Genomic DNA, 16,608 nt, shown 5'->3' with positions numbered 1-16,608 from the left:
CGATCTCCCCTCAAATCCCACGAAGGTCTTTGCAAATGACCCATCAACCCGCACAGCAGATCTCCGGCGTCTATCATCGCAGGATCGGAGATATCGTCGTCACCGCTATCAGCGACGGTTACCTGGACGGCACTCTCGAGGTGATGCGCAATGTCGACCTCGAAAAGGCCGGACAGATCCTGCGGGAGGCATTCCGGCCGGCGCGACGAACCAGCGTCAATACTTTCCTGATTCATTCCAGGGGCCGCGTGGCGATCGTCGACACCGGATCGGGCAATTATCTCCAGCCGACCGCCGGCTTCGTTCAACGCAACCTTGCGGCGGCCGGTATCGACCCGAAGTCGATCGATACCGTGTTACTGACCCACATGCACCCGGATCACTCCGCCGGCCTGACCGACATGTCGAACGGCCAATTGCTGTTTCCGAATGCGGAACTGGTCATGCACGAGAATGAGCTGGCGCACTGGTACGACGACGGCGCGATGACGAAGGTCGACGAGCGATCGAGAGAACTCTATTTCCTCGCCGGCCGCGAGCAGGTCGCGCCCTACAAAAATCGCACGCGGTTGTTCAGGCAGGGCGAGGTTTTTCCTGGCGTCACCGCCGTGCCGAGTCTCGGACACACGCCGGGCCATACCGCCTATCTCATCGCATCGGGCAACGATCAGCTGATGATCTGGGGCGACACGGTGCACGTGCCCGAAGTGCAAACAGCGTTTCCCGAAGCCGGCATGGCCTTCGATACCGATCTTGCCGCAGCCGCGGCTTCGCGCAAGCGCATGTTCGACCGCGTCGCTTCCGACGGTATCCTGATCGCCGGGATGCACCTGCATTTCCCGGCATTTTCGCGGCTGGCGCGGCGCGGCGACGCCTATGCGCTTTTTCCCGAGGCCTGGGTCCACGCGCTGGATGCGATCTAGCGCCTGGGGCGCCGTCAATCGAAACGCCCGCCTGAAAGCCGCGGGCGGAGTGAGGAACGTGGCTTTCGCGAGCCATGGTGATCGTTGGCTCAACCATTCTTGCCGATTTTCGATAGCGATTGGCGGGCCATAGCAGGTGTTTGCGGCCGATCGCTCCAAAAAAGCAAAATCCACATTAACAAATTGGTCGGACAATCCATTATTCACCGGATCCGGAAGCATTGTCGGAGTTATTTGGATTACCGGATGACGGACCCGACGATTCATTTGAGATAGTCGGAATACCTGACTCGAGGTCGGTTATCGCGAGTTCCTTCTTTTAGACGTCGAGCTTTCGCGGATCGTGCGATGTCCCATCTCAAGGAGCTGAATGACGCAATTTCCCGGGGATCATCCGAAAGCCGTCTGAAGGCGCTGTGGCATGCCACCGATATGCTGATAGCCGGCCGCTATACCGAAGATCAGATCTGGATCTTTGGGGAAGTGATCGGGCGGCTCTCAGAGGAAATTGAATTGGCTGCCCGCTCGGAGCTTGCGAAGCGGCTGGCACGCTGCGACCATGCGCCGATCTACATGATCAACAAGCTTGCCTTTGACGATTCGATAGACGTCGCCAGTCCCGTCCTTCGTTACTCCGAGCGGCTTGAAGTCCCGGCTTTGGTTGCGAACGCTCGCTCGAAAAGCCAGGGGCATCTGCTTGCAATCTCGCTGCGAAAATCGATCGCTGAACCGGTCACCGATGTGCTTGTTGCGAGGGGTGATCGGCAGGTAGTGAATTCGGTTACTGCTAACGTCGGCGCGCGTTTCTCGGAGTCCGGTTTCCTTCGTTTGATAAGGCGGGCTGAGAACGATTCCATTATCGCCGAGCATCTTGGGCAGCGTCGGGACATTCCCAGGCATCTTTTTCAGCAAATGATCGCGAAGGCGTCCGCCGATGTGAAAAGGAAACTTGAAGGCGAGCGGGCAGAAGCCGAAAGTCAAGTTCAAGGTGCAGTAACCGATGTAACCGGGGCATTGCATTCGATATTTGGACCGGCGTCAAAGAGCTACTTCAACGCCAAGCGGACCGTGGGAGCGAAACACCAACTCGGTGAGTTGAATGAAGCCCACGTTCTCGAATACGCCGCGACCCGCAAGCTTGATGAAGCTATCGTCGCGCTGTCGCTGTTGTGTGCCTTGCCGGTTGACGTGGTGGAACGTGCGCTGCATGCCGCGAACAAGGAAGAACTGCTGATTCTGGCGAAAGCCCTCGACCTATCGTGGAATACGACTATGGCGCTGGTGTTCCTTGGCGCCGCGGAACATCGAGTCCTTGCCAAAGACCTCTCCGAAATGGAGAAAGCGTTCGTCCAGCTGGACGTTGCAACGTCCAAAAAGGTCTTGAAGATCTATCACTCGCGGAAGGAATCAGTGGACTCCGGTTTCCGCGGCCTTCCCCAGCTTCATGCCGTCTGAACGTCTGGAGAGCGCTGCGACGCGAGACCGCGGGTGCGGCGTGCACCCGGCATTCCCTGCACCCTCTTTTTCTCGAGGGTGACAAGCGCAAAGCTCGGGCGCGTCGCGCCGCGGGAACGCGTTCGTTTGGCCCAGATGGAATTCGCAGACATCGACCCGAAAGCGAGAGTGCGCAGGGCCGGGTTCCTGTTCCCGACGGCGTCAAAGCGCTTGCGCGGCAGACGTAGCATGCCGGCTTAAATTCCCCTGTCGGCGGTATACCATCCGCGATTTGGAACAAGGCGATCGTTCGCGTGGTAGTCACGTGGATAAAGGGGGAGCGGGGGAATGGGGCTTGGTGAATGGCGTGGTCGCGGCGAGTGCAAGCGTGGCGACATTCATCAGGATGATCGCTGCCGCACCGAGATCGACGGCGAGACCAAGCCCTCTCGCGGTCGCGATAGCGCCTAGAACGAGGGCGAGCGCGCCCATCGACAGGTAACTCAGGAGATAGAGTGCGGCGAGTATGCCGCCACGGTTGCGCTCGGGAGCAGCCGCGCTGATCACTTGCAGACCGCCGACAAACAACAGGCTGTACGCCGCTCCCGCAGCGGCGATCGCCAGCAGATAGATGACCAGATCGCGCACATTGACTGCCAGGATCAATAGCACCATGCCTGAACAGGAGATCAGCGCGCCGGCGATCAGCGCCACCCGTGGCGAGAGGGTCCGGGCGATGATCCCGATCGCTCCCATCACGATGGGAAATAATGAAAGAACGGTGCTGTTGAGAAAGGCATTGGGTGAGCCGATCAGGTCATGCTCAACTTGCCCGCCGAGCGAGAGGACCAGCACGCCGAACGTATAGGCTGCCATCATGGCGGTCGATGACACCGCGAAGACCCGACGCACATCCGTCGGAACCGACGGCATCCGAGAGCGCCAGCCGCCGACCGCACCGCCGGCCGCATGCCGCGGCAAGAACCAGGCCCCAGTCAGCAGGATGAAGAGCAGAACAGCCAGTATCCAGAAGCAAAGGCGCGTCGGCCATGGCCCGTATTCCGTCAAGGCGCCGCCGAGCAGCAAAGCAGCGGCGAAGCCGATAGCCTGCGCCCCCATCGTGACCGAGGCCGCACTCTTCGCACGTTCCTCGCTTATGAACTCCAAAATCGCGGCGGTCGACGGGCTCGCCGCCAAGCCAACGCCGATGCCCATCAGGGCACGTCCGGCGAATACCCACCATACGTCAGGTGCGACCGCAAACAACAGAGCGCCGGCCAACGAAGCAAAGAAGCCGGCCAACATCGTCGCGCGGCGACCAATTTGATCGGAAATTCCGCCGAAGCCGACCAGCATGACAACAACGCCAATCGGATAGATGGCAAAGATGCCCGCCGTCACCGTATGGGTGAGATGCCATTCGTCGGCATAAAGCCCGTATGTCAGTGCAGGCGCCGCACTTGTCCAAAGCGTATGACTGACCACGCCCGCCGAAACCAACAGACTCGCGCGGCGCCCGAGGACGAATCGCCCTCCCACTGGAGGCTGAGTCCGGTCCGCCACGGTACGACGAACGGACTCAGGCGCTACCTTGATCATATCTGTCGTCCTTGCGAGTTCAGCAAAGTCTCAGCCGGTCTCCGGACGCAGCCGCGCGATGCGCCGGCAAAGCGCGCGGTGATTTCCAGGCTTGGTGATGGGCCTTCCAAATACGGAATTACGAAGCGGTCTTGCCGCCGTTCACGCTGATGATCTGGCCGGTGATGAACGATGCCTTGCGGGAAGCGACGAACACGATGGCATCGGCGATCTCCGCGGGGGTTCCCGCACGCTTGAGAGGTATTCCCGCAACGAGTCCTGCCTTTCTCTCGGCGGTGCCGGTGAACCGATCAAGCATTTCGGTTTCGACAGGACCGGGCGCGATGGCGTTGACGCGAATGCCTGATGCCGCACCTTCGAGCGCTGCGGATTTCGTCAATCCCTCGACCGCGTGCTTGCTGGCGGTGTAGAGCGACGCACCCGGCGCGCCTCGCTGTCCCATGGTCGACGACAGGTTCACAATGCTGCCGCTGCCCTGCGCCTGCATGACGCCCATCTCATGCTTCATGCTGAGCAACACGCCGAGGACGTTGGTATCGAAGGTGGCGGCGTAGCTCTCCGCCGTCTGCTCCGTGACCGGACCGGGCTTGCCTTCGGTGCCGGCATTGTTGACGGCCACATCGAGCCGGCCGAACCGTGCCATGGTCTTGTCGACCAGGTTGCGGACATCGTCTTCGTGGCGGACATCAGCACGGACGAATTCGGCTTCCACACCGAGACTGCGGAGCTCCTGGGTCAGCGCATGGCCCGCCTCGTCGCGGCGGCCGGACACAACGATCCGGGCGCCTTCTTGAGCGAAGGCCAAGGCCGTGGCACGGCCTATACCGGTCAAGGCGCCTGTAATCAGGACGACGGATGCACTCATGGACGTTCTCCTTTGAAAGCGGGCTGTAGTGCGGGAAGGATCTGCGGAAAGCACGTCTAAGGCCAAGGCGACCCGCCATTGCCTTGATCGCTTCCGTCGCAGGTGATGAGGTGGCCCTGGCGCACGCGACGACAACGCACGCTGTGTTACGGAATGATTCGGTCACGCTGAAAATCCAAGAACATCCGAAGGAACATCTCCTCGGTGTCCACCAGGTCGTGGAATCCGAAACGGCGGGCCTTGCTGGTATCGGAGACGATAATCGTAATCGGAAGCGAACACGCCGTCCGGGTAGCCCCAGGCCGCAATCTCTTCGAAGCGGAATTTCTGCAATCCGTTCTTTTCGACGATCTTTTCCCAGATCGGCCCCTTGTCCGCCATGGACCGCGCAAGGTTGATATGTCGTGGCGGAGCCAGTTCCATCCCGAAGAAATTGGCGAACCTGGGCCACAGGTTCTGCCACCTGATCAGGTCACTGTTGGTGATGTTGAATGCCTGGTTGGCGCATTTCGGATCGGTCGCCATCCATGCGACGGCCTTTGCCAGAAGAGCGGCGTCCGTGCACTGGTAGAGTGCGGTATAGGCCCCGGGCTTGCCTGGAAAGCTGAGAGGCAGCCCCAACGCCTTGCAGATGTTTGCATAGACAGCGATCGCCAGGGTCAGGTTCATCGGTCCTCCCGTGGAGAATCCGCAGACTGCGTGCGGACGCCCAACCGACCAGGTCCAGCGCTTTCCTTTCTGGAATCCCTCGAGAAAGTCCTGCTGGTCGTAATAGAAATTCGGCGGCATGTGCCGCGGATCGTCTTCCTTGGTCGGAGTCTTGTACGGACCGAGGTGATTTCCGTACCATCTGGTGCCCTGAGAGAGATGAACATGCTCGAGCACGGGTGACGCGGCCTCGATGGTCTTGACGAGGTTGAAGAACATGTTGGCGTTCGCTGACCCCGTCTCGCCGGGATCCGGGCGCTCCGTGATTGCCAAATAGAACAGGTGCGAAATATTCGTGAGCGGCCCGAGCTTTGTCCGGCAATCATCGAGGTCGAGAAGATCCACGGCGATGTGTCTGTAGTCACCGGGAATCCGCGGCTTGCGGCGCGACACCGCGACGACATCCCAGCCACCCTGCTCGAGCAGGTGAGCCAGCATGTAGCCGCCGGCCAGACCTGAGGCACCCGTGACAAGTGCGGTACGCTTTGCCTTGGACATCTGTCCTCTCTCCTCTACGTCGCCCCGACGTGAGATCGGGGCCGAAATTTCACTTCCGCCCGTTTCGGTCTCGGCCGGTCAGACCTGACCTCGGCCGCCATCGACGAATAGTTCGATGCCCGTGACGAAGCTGGAATCGTCCGAGGCCAGGAACACTGCTGCCTTGGCGACTTCGTCCGGCTCTCCTATCCGTCCCATCGGAATGGTAGCGACGAGCCTTGCAATGACGTCCGGGGGTTGGAGATCCATCAGGGGCGTCTTGATCGGACCGGGGCTCAGGACATTCGAGCGAATGCTACGGTCCTTCAACTCCACGGTCCAGGTTCGCACCAGATTGCGAACCGCCGCCTTGGTAGCGCCGTAGGTACCGAAGGAAGCTGTGCCTTTGACGCTTGCGACGGAGCCGATGAGAATGATCGACCCTCCGTCGTTCATCAGTGGCAAGGCCTTTTGCACGGTAAACAGCGTGCCCTTCACGTTGAGATCGAAAAGCTTGTCGAAATGCGCCTCCGTGAGGCTCGCCAAAGGAGCGAATTCGCCGATGCCGGCATTGGCGACCAGGATATCGATCTGTCCCTTCGCCTTCACGGTCTGGAAGAGTCGATCTAGGTCCTGCAGTTTGGAGACATCTCCCTGCACTCCGGCAATGTTGCGGCCGATCACCTTCATGGCCTTTTCGAGTTCCTTTTGCCGGCGGCCTGTTATGAAGACGTAGGCGCCTTCATCGACAAATCGCTTGGCCGTCGCGAAACCTATTCCTGCGGTGCCGCCGGTAACCACGGCCACCTTGCCCTGTAGCTTGCTCATGATCGTCCGTCCTATTTGCCGGCGAGTCTCCTCGCCGCGGCGCTTACGGCCTGCGCGGTCAGCGGCGTGCGTATCGCTTAGCCGATCTCGTCGACGCGGTCCGGGTAGAAGGCGACGTAGTCCTTGATCTGCGTCATCGCTTCAAACGGGGTCTCATACGTCCACACCGCATTGAGCGAACGATCCCCGCCAGCCGGGATGCTGTAGTAGGAAGCGTCGCCCTTGTAGGGACAATACGTGGTGTGTTCGCTGCGCGTGAGCGCAGCCATATCGACATCGCGACGGGGGATATACTGAACGGGCGGATAGGACGCCTCGCGAAGCGTCAACGCATCGCTTGTGTCGGCGATAATTTTTCCGCCGACTTTCACCATGACGCGGGACGGGTTCGCTTCGATCGAAATGGGGTGATGGGGCCCCGGAATCTTGATCGGCTTGTCAGTCATGATGTATCTCCTTCTGAATTGGAAGTGGGTCACGCGAAGCCTCAGGCGGTGACCAGTCCGGTGGTGGCTTGATTACCTTCGGATGCCATCACGCCCCTGCCTTCTGGATCCTGATTGTCGGCACCACCCGAAACGCCGCGGTTAGCTGACCGGCCGAGCGTCGCCCGGCCAGCCGACAGCTCCTGCGCGACCTCGGCCACTCGGCGGCCAAGGAACTCGGCGGTCCGAAGATCGGACGGCGGCGGAGCGACGTCGCCGCTCTGGTCCATGTCAGCCTGTCCAGCCATTCCGAGCGTGTAGCTGTCGCGGTTGAGGATGTCCTCGTTGGTGTAGGAGCGATTATTCCCGTAATTCATCCCGAGATTGACCCAATGCATCTGGTGCTGGGCCGCGAATGTCATCAGCTGGACCAGCGAGTTCTGCTTGTCGCCGCCGCGGGACGCGCCATTGGTGAAGCCAGCTGCGATTTTGCCCTCCCAGCGCTTCTCGGCATATTGAAGGTGCGAGGTCGCATCCATGAACGCTTTGAACGGTGCCGACAGGCTGCCCATATAAGTGGGCGCTCCCATGATGATGGCGTCTGCACCATCGAGAAGCTCCCATTGGCCGGGCGCCTGTTCCGCGGTGACAAGCTGTACGCTCGCGCCATTGATGGCTGCTGCACCACGCACGACTGCTTCAGCGATCTTCACGGTGTGACCATATCCGCTGTGATAGACGACGATAATTTTCACTGGAACTGTCATGTGGAAACGGTGTCTCGGGGTCCAAAACTGCGTCACGTATTTCCGCGATCAATCGGCAAAGCGATCGCCGAACATTGGCCGACCGCTCTTCGACTCCGCGCGAGCCGCCTCATCCTGGAGGACGTCCCAGTGTTCGGCCAGCACCCCGTCGGCGATGCGCACGACGTCGGCGGCGATCCAGTTTTTCGGGCGTCCCATGCCAGAGAATCGCCCGTGGATGATGACAAAGTCACCTTCGGCCACGATCACGCCCGGCTCATATTTGAGGGACGCCGGAGTACCCTTGATGAGGTTGAAGAGACCCTCGCGGCCCGGCTCGATGTGAGCACTGTGCTGGATGTAGTTCGGCGACCAGAAGCGTTCGGCGGCCGCGTAATCCCGCTTGTTGAACAAGGTGTCGAATGCCTCAAGGACGAGCGCCTTGTTCTTTGACTCCGTTGACTGGCTCATTTCATTCTCCTGACGACAAGTGTGTTGGGACCGCAGCGGACTACGCAGCCATGCTGGATCGGCTTGAAATCGCGTCGTACCAGCGCTTCAGTGAACGGTGCTGGTCCGCAACAGTGAAGTTGATCGCCTTGGCGGCGAAATCCACCGTCACCAGCGCGGTGATGTCCGCGACAGAGAAGCGCTGGCCAGCCACGAAAGGAACCTCGCCCAATCGATCGTCGAAATCGGCGAAGAAATTCTTCACCCGGAGCCTGCTACGCTCCGCCAGTTCGGGAATCTGCTCGTAATCATGAGGTCCGGCGATCGCGCGGCTTTTGAGACCGGGCGCGGAATTGCGGATGGCTTCCATGACCGCGGCAAAACCTTCCAGTTCGGCACGCCGTTCCCACATCGCCACCACGGCTTTTTCCTTCGCCGTCTCGCCAAGCAAGGGCGGCGTCGGATGGGCCTCTTCGATGTACCGGCAGATCGCCGGCACTTCACCTATGGCGGCGCCATCTTCCAGCACCAGGGTAGGCACGACGCGGCGCGGGTTGATCGCGCGGTAGGCGTCGGAATGTTGCTCGCCTGTGCCAAGATCGACCGTGACGAGGGGAATCGAGAGTCCCTTTTCGGCGAGGAATATGCGCACGCGCCGCGAATTGGGTGAGGATGCAGAGTGGTGGAGTTTCACCGCGCTTTCTCTTCGGACAAGAACAGGGAAACGTGCCGGACGAACCGCTTGGGATATTGATATTGCGAACCGTGATTGGCGTCGGGATAAAGGACAAGCTGGGCGTCAGGCAGGTGCTGCTGCAGGATGAACGAGTTCACGGAGTAGATGATGACGTCCCTGCTGCCGTTGACGACCAGCGTCGGCTGGCGGATCGACTTCAGATATTCGAACGGCTTCTCCCGCGGCGCGCCCCATTCGCCGATCGCCTCGATCTGGGCGGGCGCGACCTTCTCGTTGACCTCGGGATCGCGGTTCTCGGCGCGTAACCGGAAGCGCTTGAGGAACTCGCGGCCCGCAGCCTGACTCTTCTCGGACTTCGTGAAATGCACGCGAAGCCAGAGATGATCGGGATCGGCATAGGTGGCGCCGAAGATTTCCTGCGCCTCTGGCGTGAGCGTGGCCATGCCGTCGCCACCGCGCGGGCCGGTGCCGACCAGGACCAGGCGCCTCACGAGGTCGGGCGCCTGAAGGGCGATTTCCTGCGCGACAAAGCCGCCGATCGAAAACCCGAGCACATCGACTTTCGTCAGTCCTAGCGCCTTGATGAACGCCACAGCGTTGGCGCCCATTTTCCCGATCCTGGTGGGCACCTCTCCAGAGGAACTGGATACACCGGCGTTGTTGAACAGGATGACTTCGCGATCCCTGGCGAAGCCGTCGGTCACTGCCGGATCCCAATGGTCCATGGTGCCGGTGAAGTGCTGGTTGAAGACGAGCGGCACGCCGGCCGGATTGCCGAAGCGGCGATAGGCAAAGCGGATGCCGTTGGCTTCGACGAACTGCGTCGGCGCGGTCTGGTGGGTATGAATCATTTTTGGGCGGGTATGAATCATTGTTGTCGCGCCCTCATCACTCGGCCGGCGCCGCATCGGACAGGAGCGCCAGCGCTGCTCTCGCGCAGTCCACATCGTTCTGCACCGTGGGCGCCCCGCTCACCCCGATCGCCCCGACGACTTCTCCGTCCACCTTGATCGGAAACCCTCCTCCGTACGCCGCGACGCGCGCAAGCGTGGGAATGCCGGCCAAAAGCGACGGGTCGCGCTGGATGAAGTTGAAAAAATCCTGCGTCGAGACGCCGAACAGCGCCGTGTAGGCCTTGTTCTGCGCGATCTCGATGGAGAGGATCGGGGCTCCATCCATCCGGCTGAAGGCCTTGAGATTGCCGCCGTCATCGAGGATCGCCACATTCTCGGCAACGCCAAGTTTTCTGGCTTTCGCCACCGCCTGATCGACCATTTTCTGCGCGAGTTCAGTAGAAATGCTGTGCTTCTTCACTACGTTGGCCATTGGACTCCTCCCGCCATTTGAGATGTGTCGCGCGTTGATCAGGTGTGGGTGGTCATCATCGACTGCGTTACGCAATTCCCGATCGATGGAGCGTGAACGGGAATTGCCTTCAGTTGGCGCTGTGTCCGCCGTCGACGTTGAGGACGTGACCCGTCATGAATTTGGCTTCGTCCGACCCAAGGAAGACGATACCGTCGGCGACCTCCTCGGAGAGTCCGAGCCGACCCAGCGGAACCTGTGTCGCCAAGGCCGCCTTGTTCTCCGCCGTGCCGGTGAAGCGGGTCAGCATGCCGGTGTCCGTGGGACCTGGTCCGACGGCGTTGACGCGAATTCCCGACTTGGCGACCTCGAGCGCTACCGACTTGGTAATGCCTTCGACGGCGTGCTTGGCGCCGACGTAGATCGAGGCGAAACCGGCACCCTTGTGCCCGTAGGTCGAGGAAATATTGATGATGCTACCGCTCCCCTGAGCCTGCATGACGCGCACTTCGTGCTTCATGCTCAGCACCACGCCGAGAACGTTTGTCTCAAAGGTCGCGGCAAAGCTTTCCGCGGTCTGGTCCGTGATCGGACCAACCTGGCCTTCGGTGGCGGCGTTGTTGACCGCGACATCGAGACGGCCAAACCGCGCGATCGTCTTGTCGACCATGGCGCGGACGTCGTCCTCCCTGCGAACGTCGGCGTTGACGAACTCCGCCTCCGAACCGAGCGTGCGCAACTCCTTGACGAGGGCCTTGCCGGTCTCATCACGCCGACCGGATACGACGATCTTCGCGCCCTTCCTGGCGAAGGCGATGGCGGCGGCACGGCCGATGCCGGTCAAGGCGCCGGTGATCAATACGACTGGGGTGCTCATGTTCCGGCTCCTCATTCATGTTTCCTGCCGGCGGAGCATGAATTGTCCCGCCAGAAGCCATTAAGCCCTACAGGTGTCTCCCGAGGGCACTTCCGTGATTAGGCAAGTAGGAACCGCTGGTGTCCTCGCCAAAGACTTTATAAGTTGGTAGGCATGCCTGAGAGATATGGAAGGCGAGATGGAACTGCGGCACCTTCGTTATTTTGGGCACCTACCGACTGTCTGTTCCTCTGCATAAGATGCCAAAACATCGGAAGGCCTGCTTGACATCCGGCTTACATTTTCCTTGCAGGCGGCTTACTTTTTCCGTGCAGGAGTGCCCTCAGGCGATCTGCGGCCAACCCTAGGGGCGGTAGCGTGCGCTATTTCTTCGAGAATTACGCTCTCGACACCGACCGGCGCGAACTACAACGCGGGACCGACGTGGTCCCGACAACGCCACAGGTTTTCGATCTGCTCGATTACTTGATCCGCAACAAGGAGCGCGTCGTCAGCAAAGACGACCTCGTGAGCGCAATATGGAAGGGACGTATCGTATCTGATGCGGCGTTGACGACCCGTCTAAACGCTGCGCGAAGCGTGATCGGCGATTCCGGCGAAGAACAACGTCTTATCAAAACACTGCCACGCAAAGGCTTTCGTTTTGTTGGCGCGGTGCATGAAACGAATCGGCCTTCCGGTACCGCGTCCGTTCCAGACAGCCGCTTTGAATCGTCAACGCCCGCGCTCGCGCTCCCGGACAAGCCCTCGATCGCCGTATTGCCGTTCGAGAACCTGAGCGGCGATCCCGAGCAGGAGTATTTTGCGGACGGAATGGTTGAGGAGATCACCATCGCGCTTTCGCGGTTTAGATCGTTGTTCGTGATCGCTCGCAATTCGAGTTTCACTTTCAAGGGCAGAGCCGTCGATATCAAGGAGGTCGGACGCCAGCTTGGCGTGCGCTATGTCCTTGAGGGGTCTGTGCGCAAGGCGTCGAGGAAAGTTCGCATCACTGGGCAGTTGATTGATGCCGTGACCGGCGCGCATATCTGGGCGGACAGGTTCGAACGAGACCTGACGGACATTTTTGCTCTCCAGGATGAAGTCACGGCCGCCGCTGTTTCGGCTATTCAGCCAAAGTTGCTTCAAACAGAAACTGCAATGGCGACGCGGCGACGACCAGAGAACCTCACCGCCTATGATTTCTATCTCCGTGCTATGCAGCAGTATTACATATCGACCCGCCGAAGGTTTGGCCGAGGCGATCCGGCTAGCTCACCGCGCTTTGGAGCTGGACCCTCGGTTCGGGTTGGTCGCCGCTCTGGCAGGTATCTGTCACATGAACAACGTCCTTTGGGGCTACGCTGTTAATGCTCAATTCGACCGCAAGGAAGCAGTTCGGCTTCTGCGCTTGGCATTGGGCGTCGACGATGATGATCCAGACACGTTGACATGGGCTAGCTTGATCTCGGCGTTCATGGTCGGCGATTGTGAAACTGAGATCGAAATGGTTGACCGGGCCGTCGCGCTTAACCCAAATTCGTTTCGGGCATGGAACGGAAGAGGCTGGGTCTTTAGAAATGCGGGGCTGCCCGATGAAGCGGTCCGGAGCTTTCAACGTGCCATTCGCATGAGCCCAGTAGACCCGGCGCTACACCATTCATTTGTCGGGATGGGGTATGCCTTCATCGAGCTTTTCCGCTTTGACGAGGCTATCGTCGCAGGGAAGAAAGCCCAACGTCAGAACCCCGTCTATCCGGAACCATACCGCTGTCTCGCGTCCGCCTTCGCCCATCTCGGACGTGACGCCGAGGCGCGTGAGGCGGCGGCGTGTCTCCTTGAGGTTGATCCCGCCTTTACAATCTCTTCGTGGATCGCCCGGGGCGGGCAATCAAACGCGACGCTGCTGACGGAGGGGCTCCGGAAAGCGGGGCTGCCCGAATGAGCCCGCGCAAATTGTGCCGGACGAGGTCATCGAATACGAGACGCAAATCGCTGCGATGCATTCGCTCGATCCGGAGAACGCCGAACGCCTGTGGAATTTATCCTTGAAGCTGATTTCGTAGAAATTGGTACCGGCAGGTCCTCGCGACCAGCCGGCGTGCAAATCGCGGATGAACGTCGCAAGGAGCCTTCGAGTGCAAACCCGGCAGAGCATGGATTGTCCCGCCGGGGAAACTGATAAGCCCTGCAGGTGTCTGCCGAGGGCACCTCCGTGGTTGGGCAAGTAGGAACCGCTGGCGCCCTCGCCAAAGACTTTATAAGTTGGTGGGCATGCCTTGGAGATACGGGATAGCGCGATGGAGCTACGGCACCTTCGTTATTTTATCGCGGTTGCCGAAGAGGGCAGCCTGACGCTCGCGGCTGAAAAACGGCTGCGCACCGCGCAGCCTTCGCTGAGCCGGCAAATCCGCGATCTCGAATACGAGGTCGGCGTTCAGCTGATGGTACGTAGCGTGCACGGCATTGAATTGACCGCCGCCGGTCGGGCCTTTCTCGACCATGCACGGCTGGCGCTTACCCAGGCGGAGGCAGCTACGGAGGCGGCGCGCCGAGCAGCGCGACCGCCGCGGACATTGTTTGCGATCGGCTTCCTCACCGGCTACGAGATGGATTGGCTGCCCGCCGTGATGGAAATCCTGCGCGCCGAACTGCCGAGCACTGAAGTCGTCATCCACAGCCAGGACTCACCGGATCTCGCCGCAGATCTCATTAGTGGAAAGATCGACCTCGCCTTCTTGCGTCCCGGAAAAACAGGCGCCCGGTCTGAAATTCAGGCTGTTGCGAAAGGACCCGCTGATCGTCGTGATGCCGTGCGACCACGCTTTGGCTGCCCGGAGTTCCATTCGTCCGCAGGACATCGCGGGCCAGACGTTTATCGGAGTGTCCCCGATCCGGGCACCGACCACGTGGGCTGCTATCAACGATTACCTCAAGCCTATCGGCGTGAAACCCGACCATCAGGCCGAGAACCTGGCAATGGGGATTTCGCTGGTGGCCTCCACCGGAGGCATCGGCCTGCTTCCGCTCTATGCTCAAAATCTGTTGCCGAAAACCGTCGTCAGCCGACCGATACGCGGTGCGCCGCCAACGGTCGACCTGGTCATCGGCTATAACGAGGCGAACACGTCGCCGCTCGTAAAATTCATTCTAGCGAAAGTGGATGATTTGAAGTTTCTGGTTACAAAGAGCGGCAGCCGATGATCCTGGTTGCCGCGCAATGACACGTGGCGCGCCCGCCATCCTCTGGCGCGCCACGGCTCTCGTCCGGAATTAGACCGCCGCCGGCGCCATGTCGGCGTGCGCCGGATAGTCGATGTAGCCTCGCCCGTCGCCGCCGTAGAACGTCGAGCGGTCGTAGCGGTTCAAAGGCAAATTGCGCCGGATCCGTTCGGGCAGGTCAGGATTGGCGATAAAGTGTCGACCGAACGCGACGAGATCCGCGTCGCCTGCCGCGACGATGGCCGCGGCACTCTCACCGGTAAAACCGCCGGCTGCGATCAGGGTGCGGCGGAATTTTCGCCGCAGATGCTGGGCTGCGATCGGAGCCTGACCTTTGGCGATGTCCTCGATGCCCTTGATGCGCGGCTCAACCACGTGGAGGTAGGCGATGCCGAGCCGATCGAGCTCGGTCACGACGTAGCCAAAGGTAGCTGCGGGATTGCTGTCCGACATCGATCCATAGGTGCCGCTGGGCGCGATGCGGACGCCGACGCGATCGGCACCCCAGACCGAAATCGCAGCCTGCGTCACCTCAAGCAAGAATCGCGCGCGGTTTTCGATTGGGCCGCCATATTCATCGGTGCGCTTGTTGGTGCCGTCCTGCAGGAACTGATCGGGCAGATAGCCGTTCGCGCCATGGATCTCCACGCCGTCGAAGCCAGCCCGCAGTGCGCGCTCGGCACCGGTGCGGAACTCCTCGATGATGCCAGGGATATCTTCAAGCGCGAGCGCACGCGGCATCGAGAACGGGACTTCGCCCTGCCTGGTATAGGCATAGCCTTCTGCCGCGATCGCGGACGGCGCGACCGGCGGCTCGCCATTCGGCTGCAGATCGGTGTGCGACTGACGGCCGACATGCCACAGCTGCAGGAAGATCCGGCCGCCCCTGGCATGAACCGCATCGGTGACGCGGCGCCATCCTTCGATCTGACGGTCCGAATAGATGCCGGGCGCGCCGGCATAGCCGTAGCCACGGATCGAGACCGGCGTTGCCTCGGAAATGATCAGGCCGCCCTTCGATGCGCGCTGGGAGTAATATTCGACCATCAGGTCGCTCGGAATGTCGCCCGGATCGGACCGCATCCGCGTCAGCGGCGCCATCACGACACGGTGGGAGAGTTGATAGGAGCCAATCTTGATTGGCGAGAACAGCGTGCTCATGGTGTTATCTCCTTCAGGTTTGATGACGGCGGCCGATGGTCGCTGGGCGTAGCGCCCCATCAGCCGCCTCTTGAGAAGCGCGATGGGATCTCAATCGCGCTTCCTGTTTTTTGCCGCGATCAGACCTTCACCGCGGCAGCTCGCTGCAACACCGGGATCATGTCTTCCGGCTCGGGCCGGTGCGTGTAGTCCGGGTTCACCTCGGAGTAGAGGATCGTGCCGTCCTGGCCGATCACGTAGCGGGCCGGCATCGGCAGGGTCCAGTTCGGATCGTCGTTGAACGTCGGCAGATCGTTCTTGAGGTTCTTGTAGAGCTCGATCAGATAGTCGGGCAGCTCGAAGCGGAGGCCGAAGGCGGCGCCGACCTTGCCCTTCGCATCCGACAGGATCGGGAAGGTGAGCTTGTTCTGACGCACCGACTTGCGGCTGTTCGGCGCGGTCTGCGGCGAGATCGCAAGCAGCGAGGCGCCATACTTGTCGAACGCGGGCTTGGCGGCCTCCAGGGCCTGCAACTCCATGTTACAGTAGGGGCACCACACGCCGCGATAGAAGCTGACGACGAGCGGGCCTTTCTTCAAGAGTTCGCCCGAGCTGACGATATTGCCTTCGGGATCCTTCAGCGAGAACGATGGGGCCACGTCGCCAGCTTTCCTGGCGCGCTGCGCAACGCCGGAGGCAATCAGCTCGGCGGTGGCGCGATGCATGGTCTCGATCACGGAACGAGGGACGCTGTAGGGCGGCTTGCCGGCTTCGAAATCGGCCTTGAAAGCATCGAGTTTGGCTTGCAGTGACATGGTCGTTCTCCGTTAGGTTTCGCGTGGGCTTGTGGATCGAGGTCACGCGAAGAACCTAAAGGAGACCGCCGCTGCGGGTAGCGGGGCCGTTGGACTAGGCTCTATTCCACTGGGGAAT

At 60.7% G+C, this 16,608-nt stretch carries 17 protein-coding genes and 1 pseudogene; 5 read left to right on the top strand and 13 right to left on the bottom strand.

The annotated features are described in order from the left end of the window. Positions 1 to 35 precede the first annotated feature (35 nt). Together V1289_RS34895 and V1289_RS34890 are read left to right on the top strand one after the other, a co-directional pair. Positions 36 to 923 (top strand): MBL fold metallo-hydrolase, encoded by an 888-nt coding sequence (locus V1289_RS34895; protein ID WP_334402937.1) that lies wholly within the window; start codon positions 36 to 38, stop codon positions 921 to 923. A 348-nt stretch (positions 924 to 1,271) separates the two neighbouring features. After that, positions 1,272 to 2,378 carry a DUF2336 domain-containing protein gene (locus tag V1289_RS34890; protein ID WP_334402935.1) on the top strand — a complete coding sequence of 369 codons (1,107 nt, stop codon included), beginning with the start codon at positions 1,272 to 1,274 and terminating at the stop codon, positions 2,376 to 2,378. Between the two features lie 300 nt (positions 2,379 to 2,678). Here V1289_RS34890 and V1289_RS34885 read toward each other — a convergent pair whose 3' ends face one another. The 11 genes from V1289_RS34885 to V1289_RS34835 all read right to left on the bottom strand — a co-directional run bounded on the left by V1289_RS34885 (position 2,679) and on the right by V1289_RS34835 (position 11,334). Beyond that, positions 2,679 to 3,956 carry an MFS transporter gene (locus V1289_RS34885; RefSeq protein WP_334402932.1) on the bottom strand — a complete coding sequence of 426 codons (1,278 nt, stop codon included), beginning with the start codon at positions 3,954 to 3,956 and terminating at the stop codon, positions 2,679 to 2,681. Between the two features lie 118 nt (positions 3,957 to 4,074). Continuing rightward, a complete protein-coding gene (locus V1289_RS34880; RefSeq protein WP_334402929.1) occupies positions 4,075 to 4,821 on the bottom strand; it encodes an SDR family NAD(P)-dependent oxidoreductase in 747 nt (248 codons plus the stop codon). 162 nt (positions 4,822 to 4,983) lie between these two features. Beyond that, the gene (locus V1289_RS34875; RefSeq protein WP_334402927.1) at positions 4,984 to 6,027 is read right to left on the bottom strand and encodes an SDR family oxidoreductase; all 1,044 of its coding nucleotides are present in this window, start codon (positions 6,025 to 6,027) and stop codon (positions 4,984 to 4,986) included. 78 nt (positions 6,028 to 6,105) lie between these two features. Beyond that, complete coding sequence (locus tag V1289_RS34870) at positions 6,106 to 6,834, bottom strand: SDR family NAD(P)-dependent oxidoreductase (RefSeq protein ID WP_334402925.1); 729 nt, start codon at positions 6,832 to 6,834, stop codon at positions 6,106 to 6,108. A 77-nt stretch (positions 6,835 to 6,911) separates the two neighbouring features. Then, entirely contained in the window at positions 6,912 to 7,280 is a 369-nt protein-coding gene (locus V1289_RS34865; RefSeq protein WP_334402923.1) for a DUF427 domain-containing protein, read from the bottom strand. Positions 7,281 to 7,321: 41 nt separating this feature from the next. After that, entirely contained in the window at positions 7,322 to 8,014 is a 693-nt protein-coding gene (locus tag V1289_RS34860) for a flavodoxin family protein (protein ID WP_334402921.1), read from the bottom strand. A gap of 60 nt (positions 8,015 to 8,074) precedes the next feature. Further along, complete coding sequence (locus tag V1289_RS34855) at positions 8,075 to 8,476, bottom strand: nuclear transport factor 2 family protein (protein ID WP_309183138.1); 402 nt, start codon at positions 8,474 to 8,476, stop codon at positions 8,075 to 8,077. A gap of 40 nt (positions 8,477 to 8,516) precedes the next feature. Continuing rightward, on the bottom strand, positions 8,517 to 9,149 hold the full coding sequence (locus V1289_RS34850) for a glutathione S-transferase family protein (RefSeq protein ID WP_334402918.1): 633 nt from the start codon (positions 9,147 to 9,149) through the stop codon (positions 8,517 to 8,519). After that, positions 9,146 to 10,024, bottom strand: coding sequence for an alpha/beta fold hydrolase (locus V1289_RS34845; RefSeq protein ID WP_334402916.1), 879 nt, complete (start codon positions 10,022 to 10,024; stop codon positions 9,146 to 9,148). Before V1289_RS34845 ends, V1289_RS34850 begins: the two co-directional genes overlap by 4 nt. Positions 10,025 to 10,040: 16 nt before the next feature. Further along, entirely contained in the window at positions 10,041 to 10,478 is a 438-nt protein-coding gene (locus V1289_RS34840) for a GlcG/HbpS family heme-binding protein (RefSeq protein ID WP_334402914.1), read from the bottom strand. 109 nt (positions 10,479 to 10,587) lie between these two features. Further along, positions 10,588 to 11,334 (bottom strand): SDR family NAD(P)-dependent oxidoreductase, encoded by a 747-nt coding sequence (locus V1289_RS34835; protein WP_334402912.1) that lies wholly within the window; start codon positions 11,332 to 11,334, stop codon positions 10,588 to 10,590. A 357-nt stretch (positions 11,335 to 11,691) separates the two neighbouring features. Here V1289_RS34835 and V1289_RS34830 point away from each other — a divergent pair, with 357 nt between their 5' ends. The 3 genes and pseudogenes from V1289_RS34830 (at position 11,692) to V1289_RS49955 (ending at position 14,517) form a co-directional block, all read left to right on the top strand. Beyond that, a complete protein-coding gene (locus V1289_RS34830; protein ID WP_334402909.1) occupies positions 11,692 to 12,684 on the top strand; it encodes a winged helix-turn-helix domain-containing protein in 993 nt (330 codons plus the stop codon). Next, entirely contained in the window at positions 12,653 to 13,258 is a 606-nt protein-coding gene (locus V1289_RS34825; protein WP_334402907.1) for a tetratricopeptide repeat protein, read from the top strand. Before V1289_RS34830 ends, V1289_RS34825 begins: the two co-directional genes overlap by 32 nt. Before the next feature lie 355 nt (positions 13,259 to 13,613). Beyond that, positions 13,614 to 14,517, top strand: a pseudogene (locus V1289_RS49955) (LysR substrate-binding domain-containing protein). 69 nt (positions 14,518 to 14,586) lie between these two features. On the opposite strand, the gene V1289_RS34810 reads toward V1289_RS49955, so the two are convergent. Both V1289_RS34810 and V1289_RS34805 read right to left on the bottom strand, forming a co-directional pair. After that, entirely contained in the window at positions 14,587 to 15,696 is a 1,110-nt protein-coding gene (locus V1289_RS34810; RefSeq protein ID WP_334402902.1) for an alkene reductase, read from the bottom strand. A gap of 119 nt (positions 15,697 to 15,815) precedes the next feature. Further along, positions 15,816 to 16,490, bottom strand: a complete 675-nt coding sequence (locus V1289_RS34805) for a peroxiredoxin-like family protein (RefSeq protein ID WP_309183133.1) — start codon at positions 16,488 to 16,490, stop codon at positions 15,816 to 15,818. Between the last annotated feature and the right edge of the window lie 118 nt (positions 16,491 to 16,608).

It is taken from the genome of Bradyrhizobium sp. AZCC 2289, from assembly GCF_036924615.1.
In the GTDB taxonomy this organism is placed as follows: Bacteria; Pseudomonadota; Alphaproteobacteria; order Rhizobiales; family Xanthobacteraceae; genus Bradyrhizobium.
The sequence above is the reverse complement of the archived record's forward strand: the minus strand, read 5'-3'. Positions and strand labels throughout refer to the sequence as shown.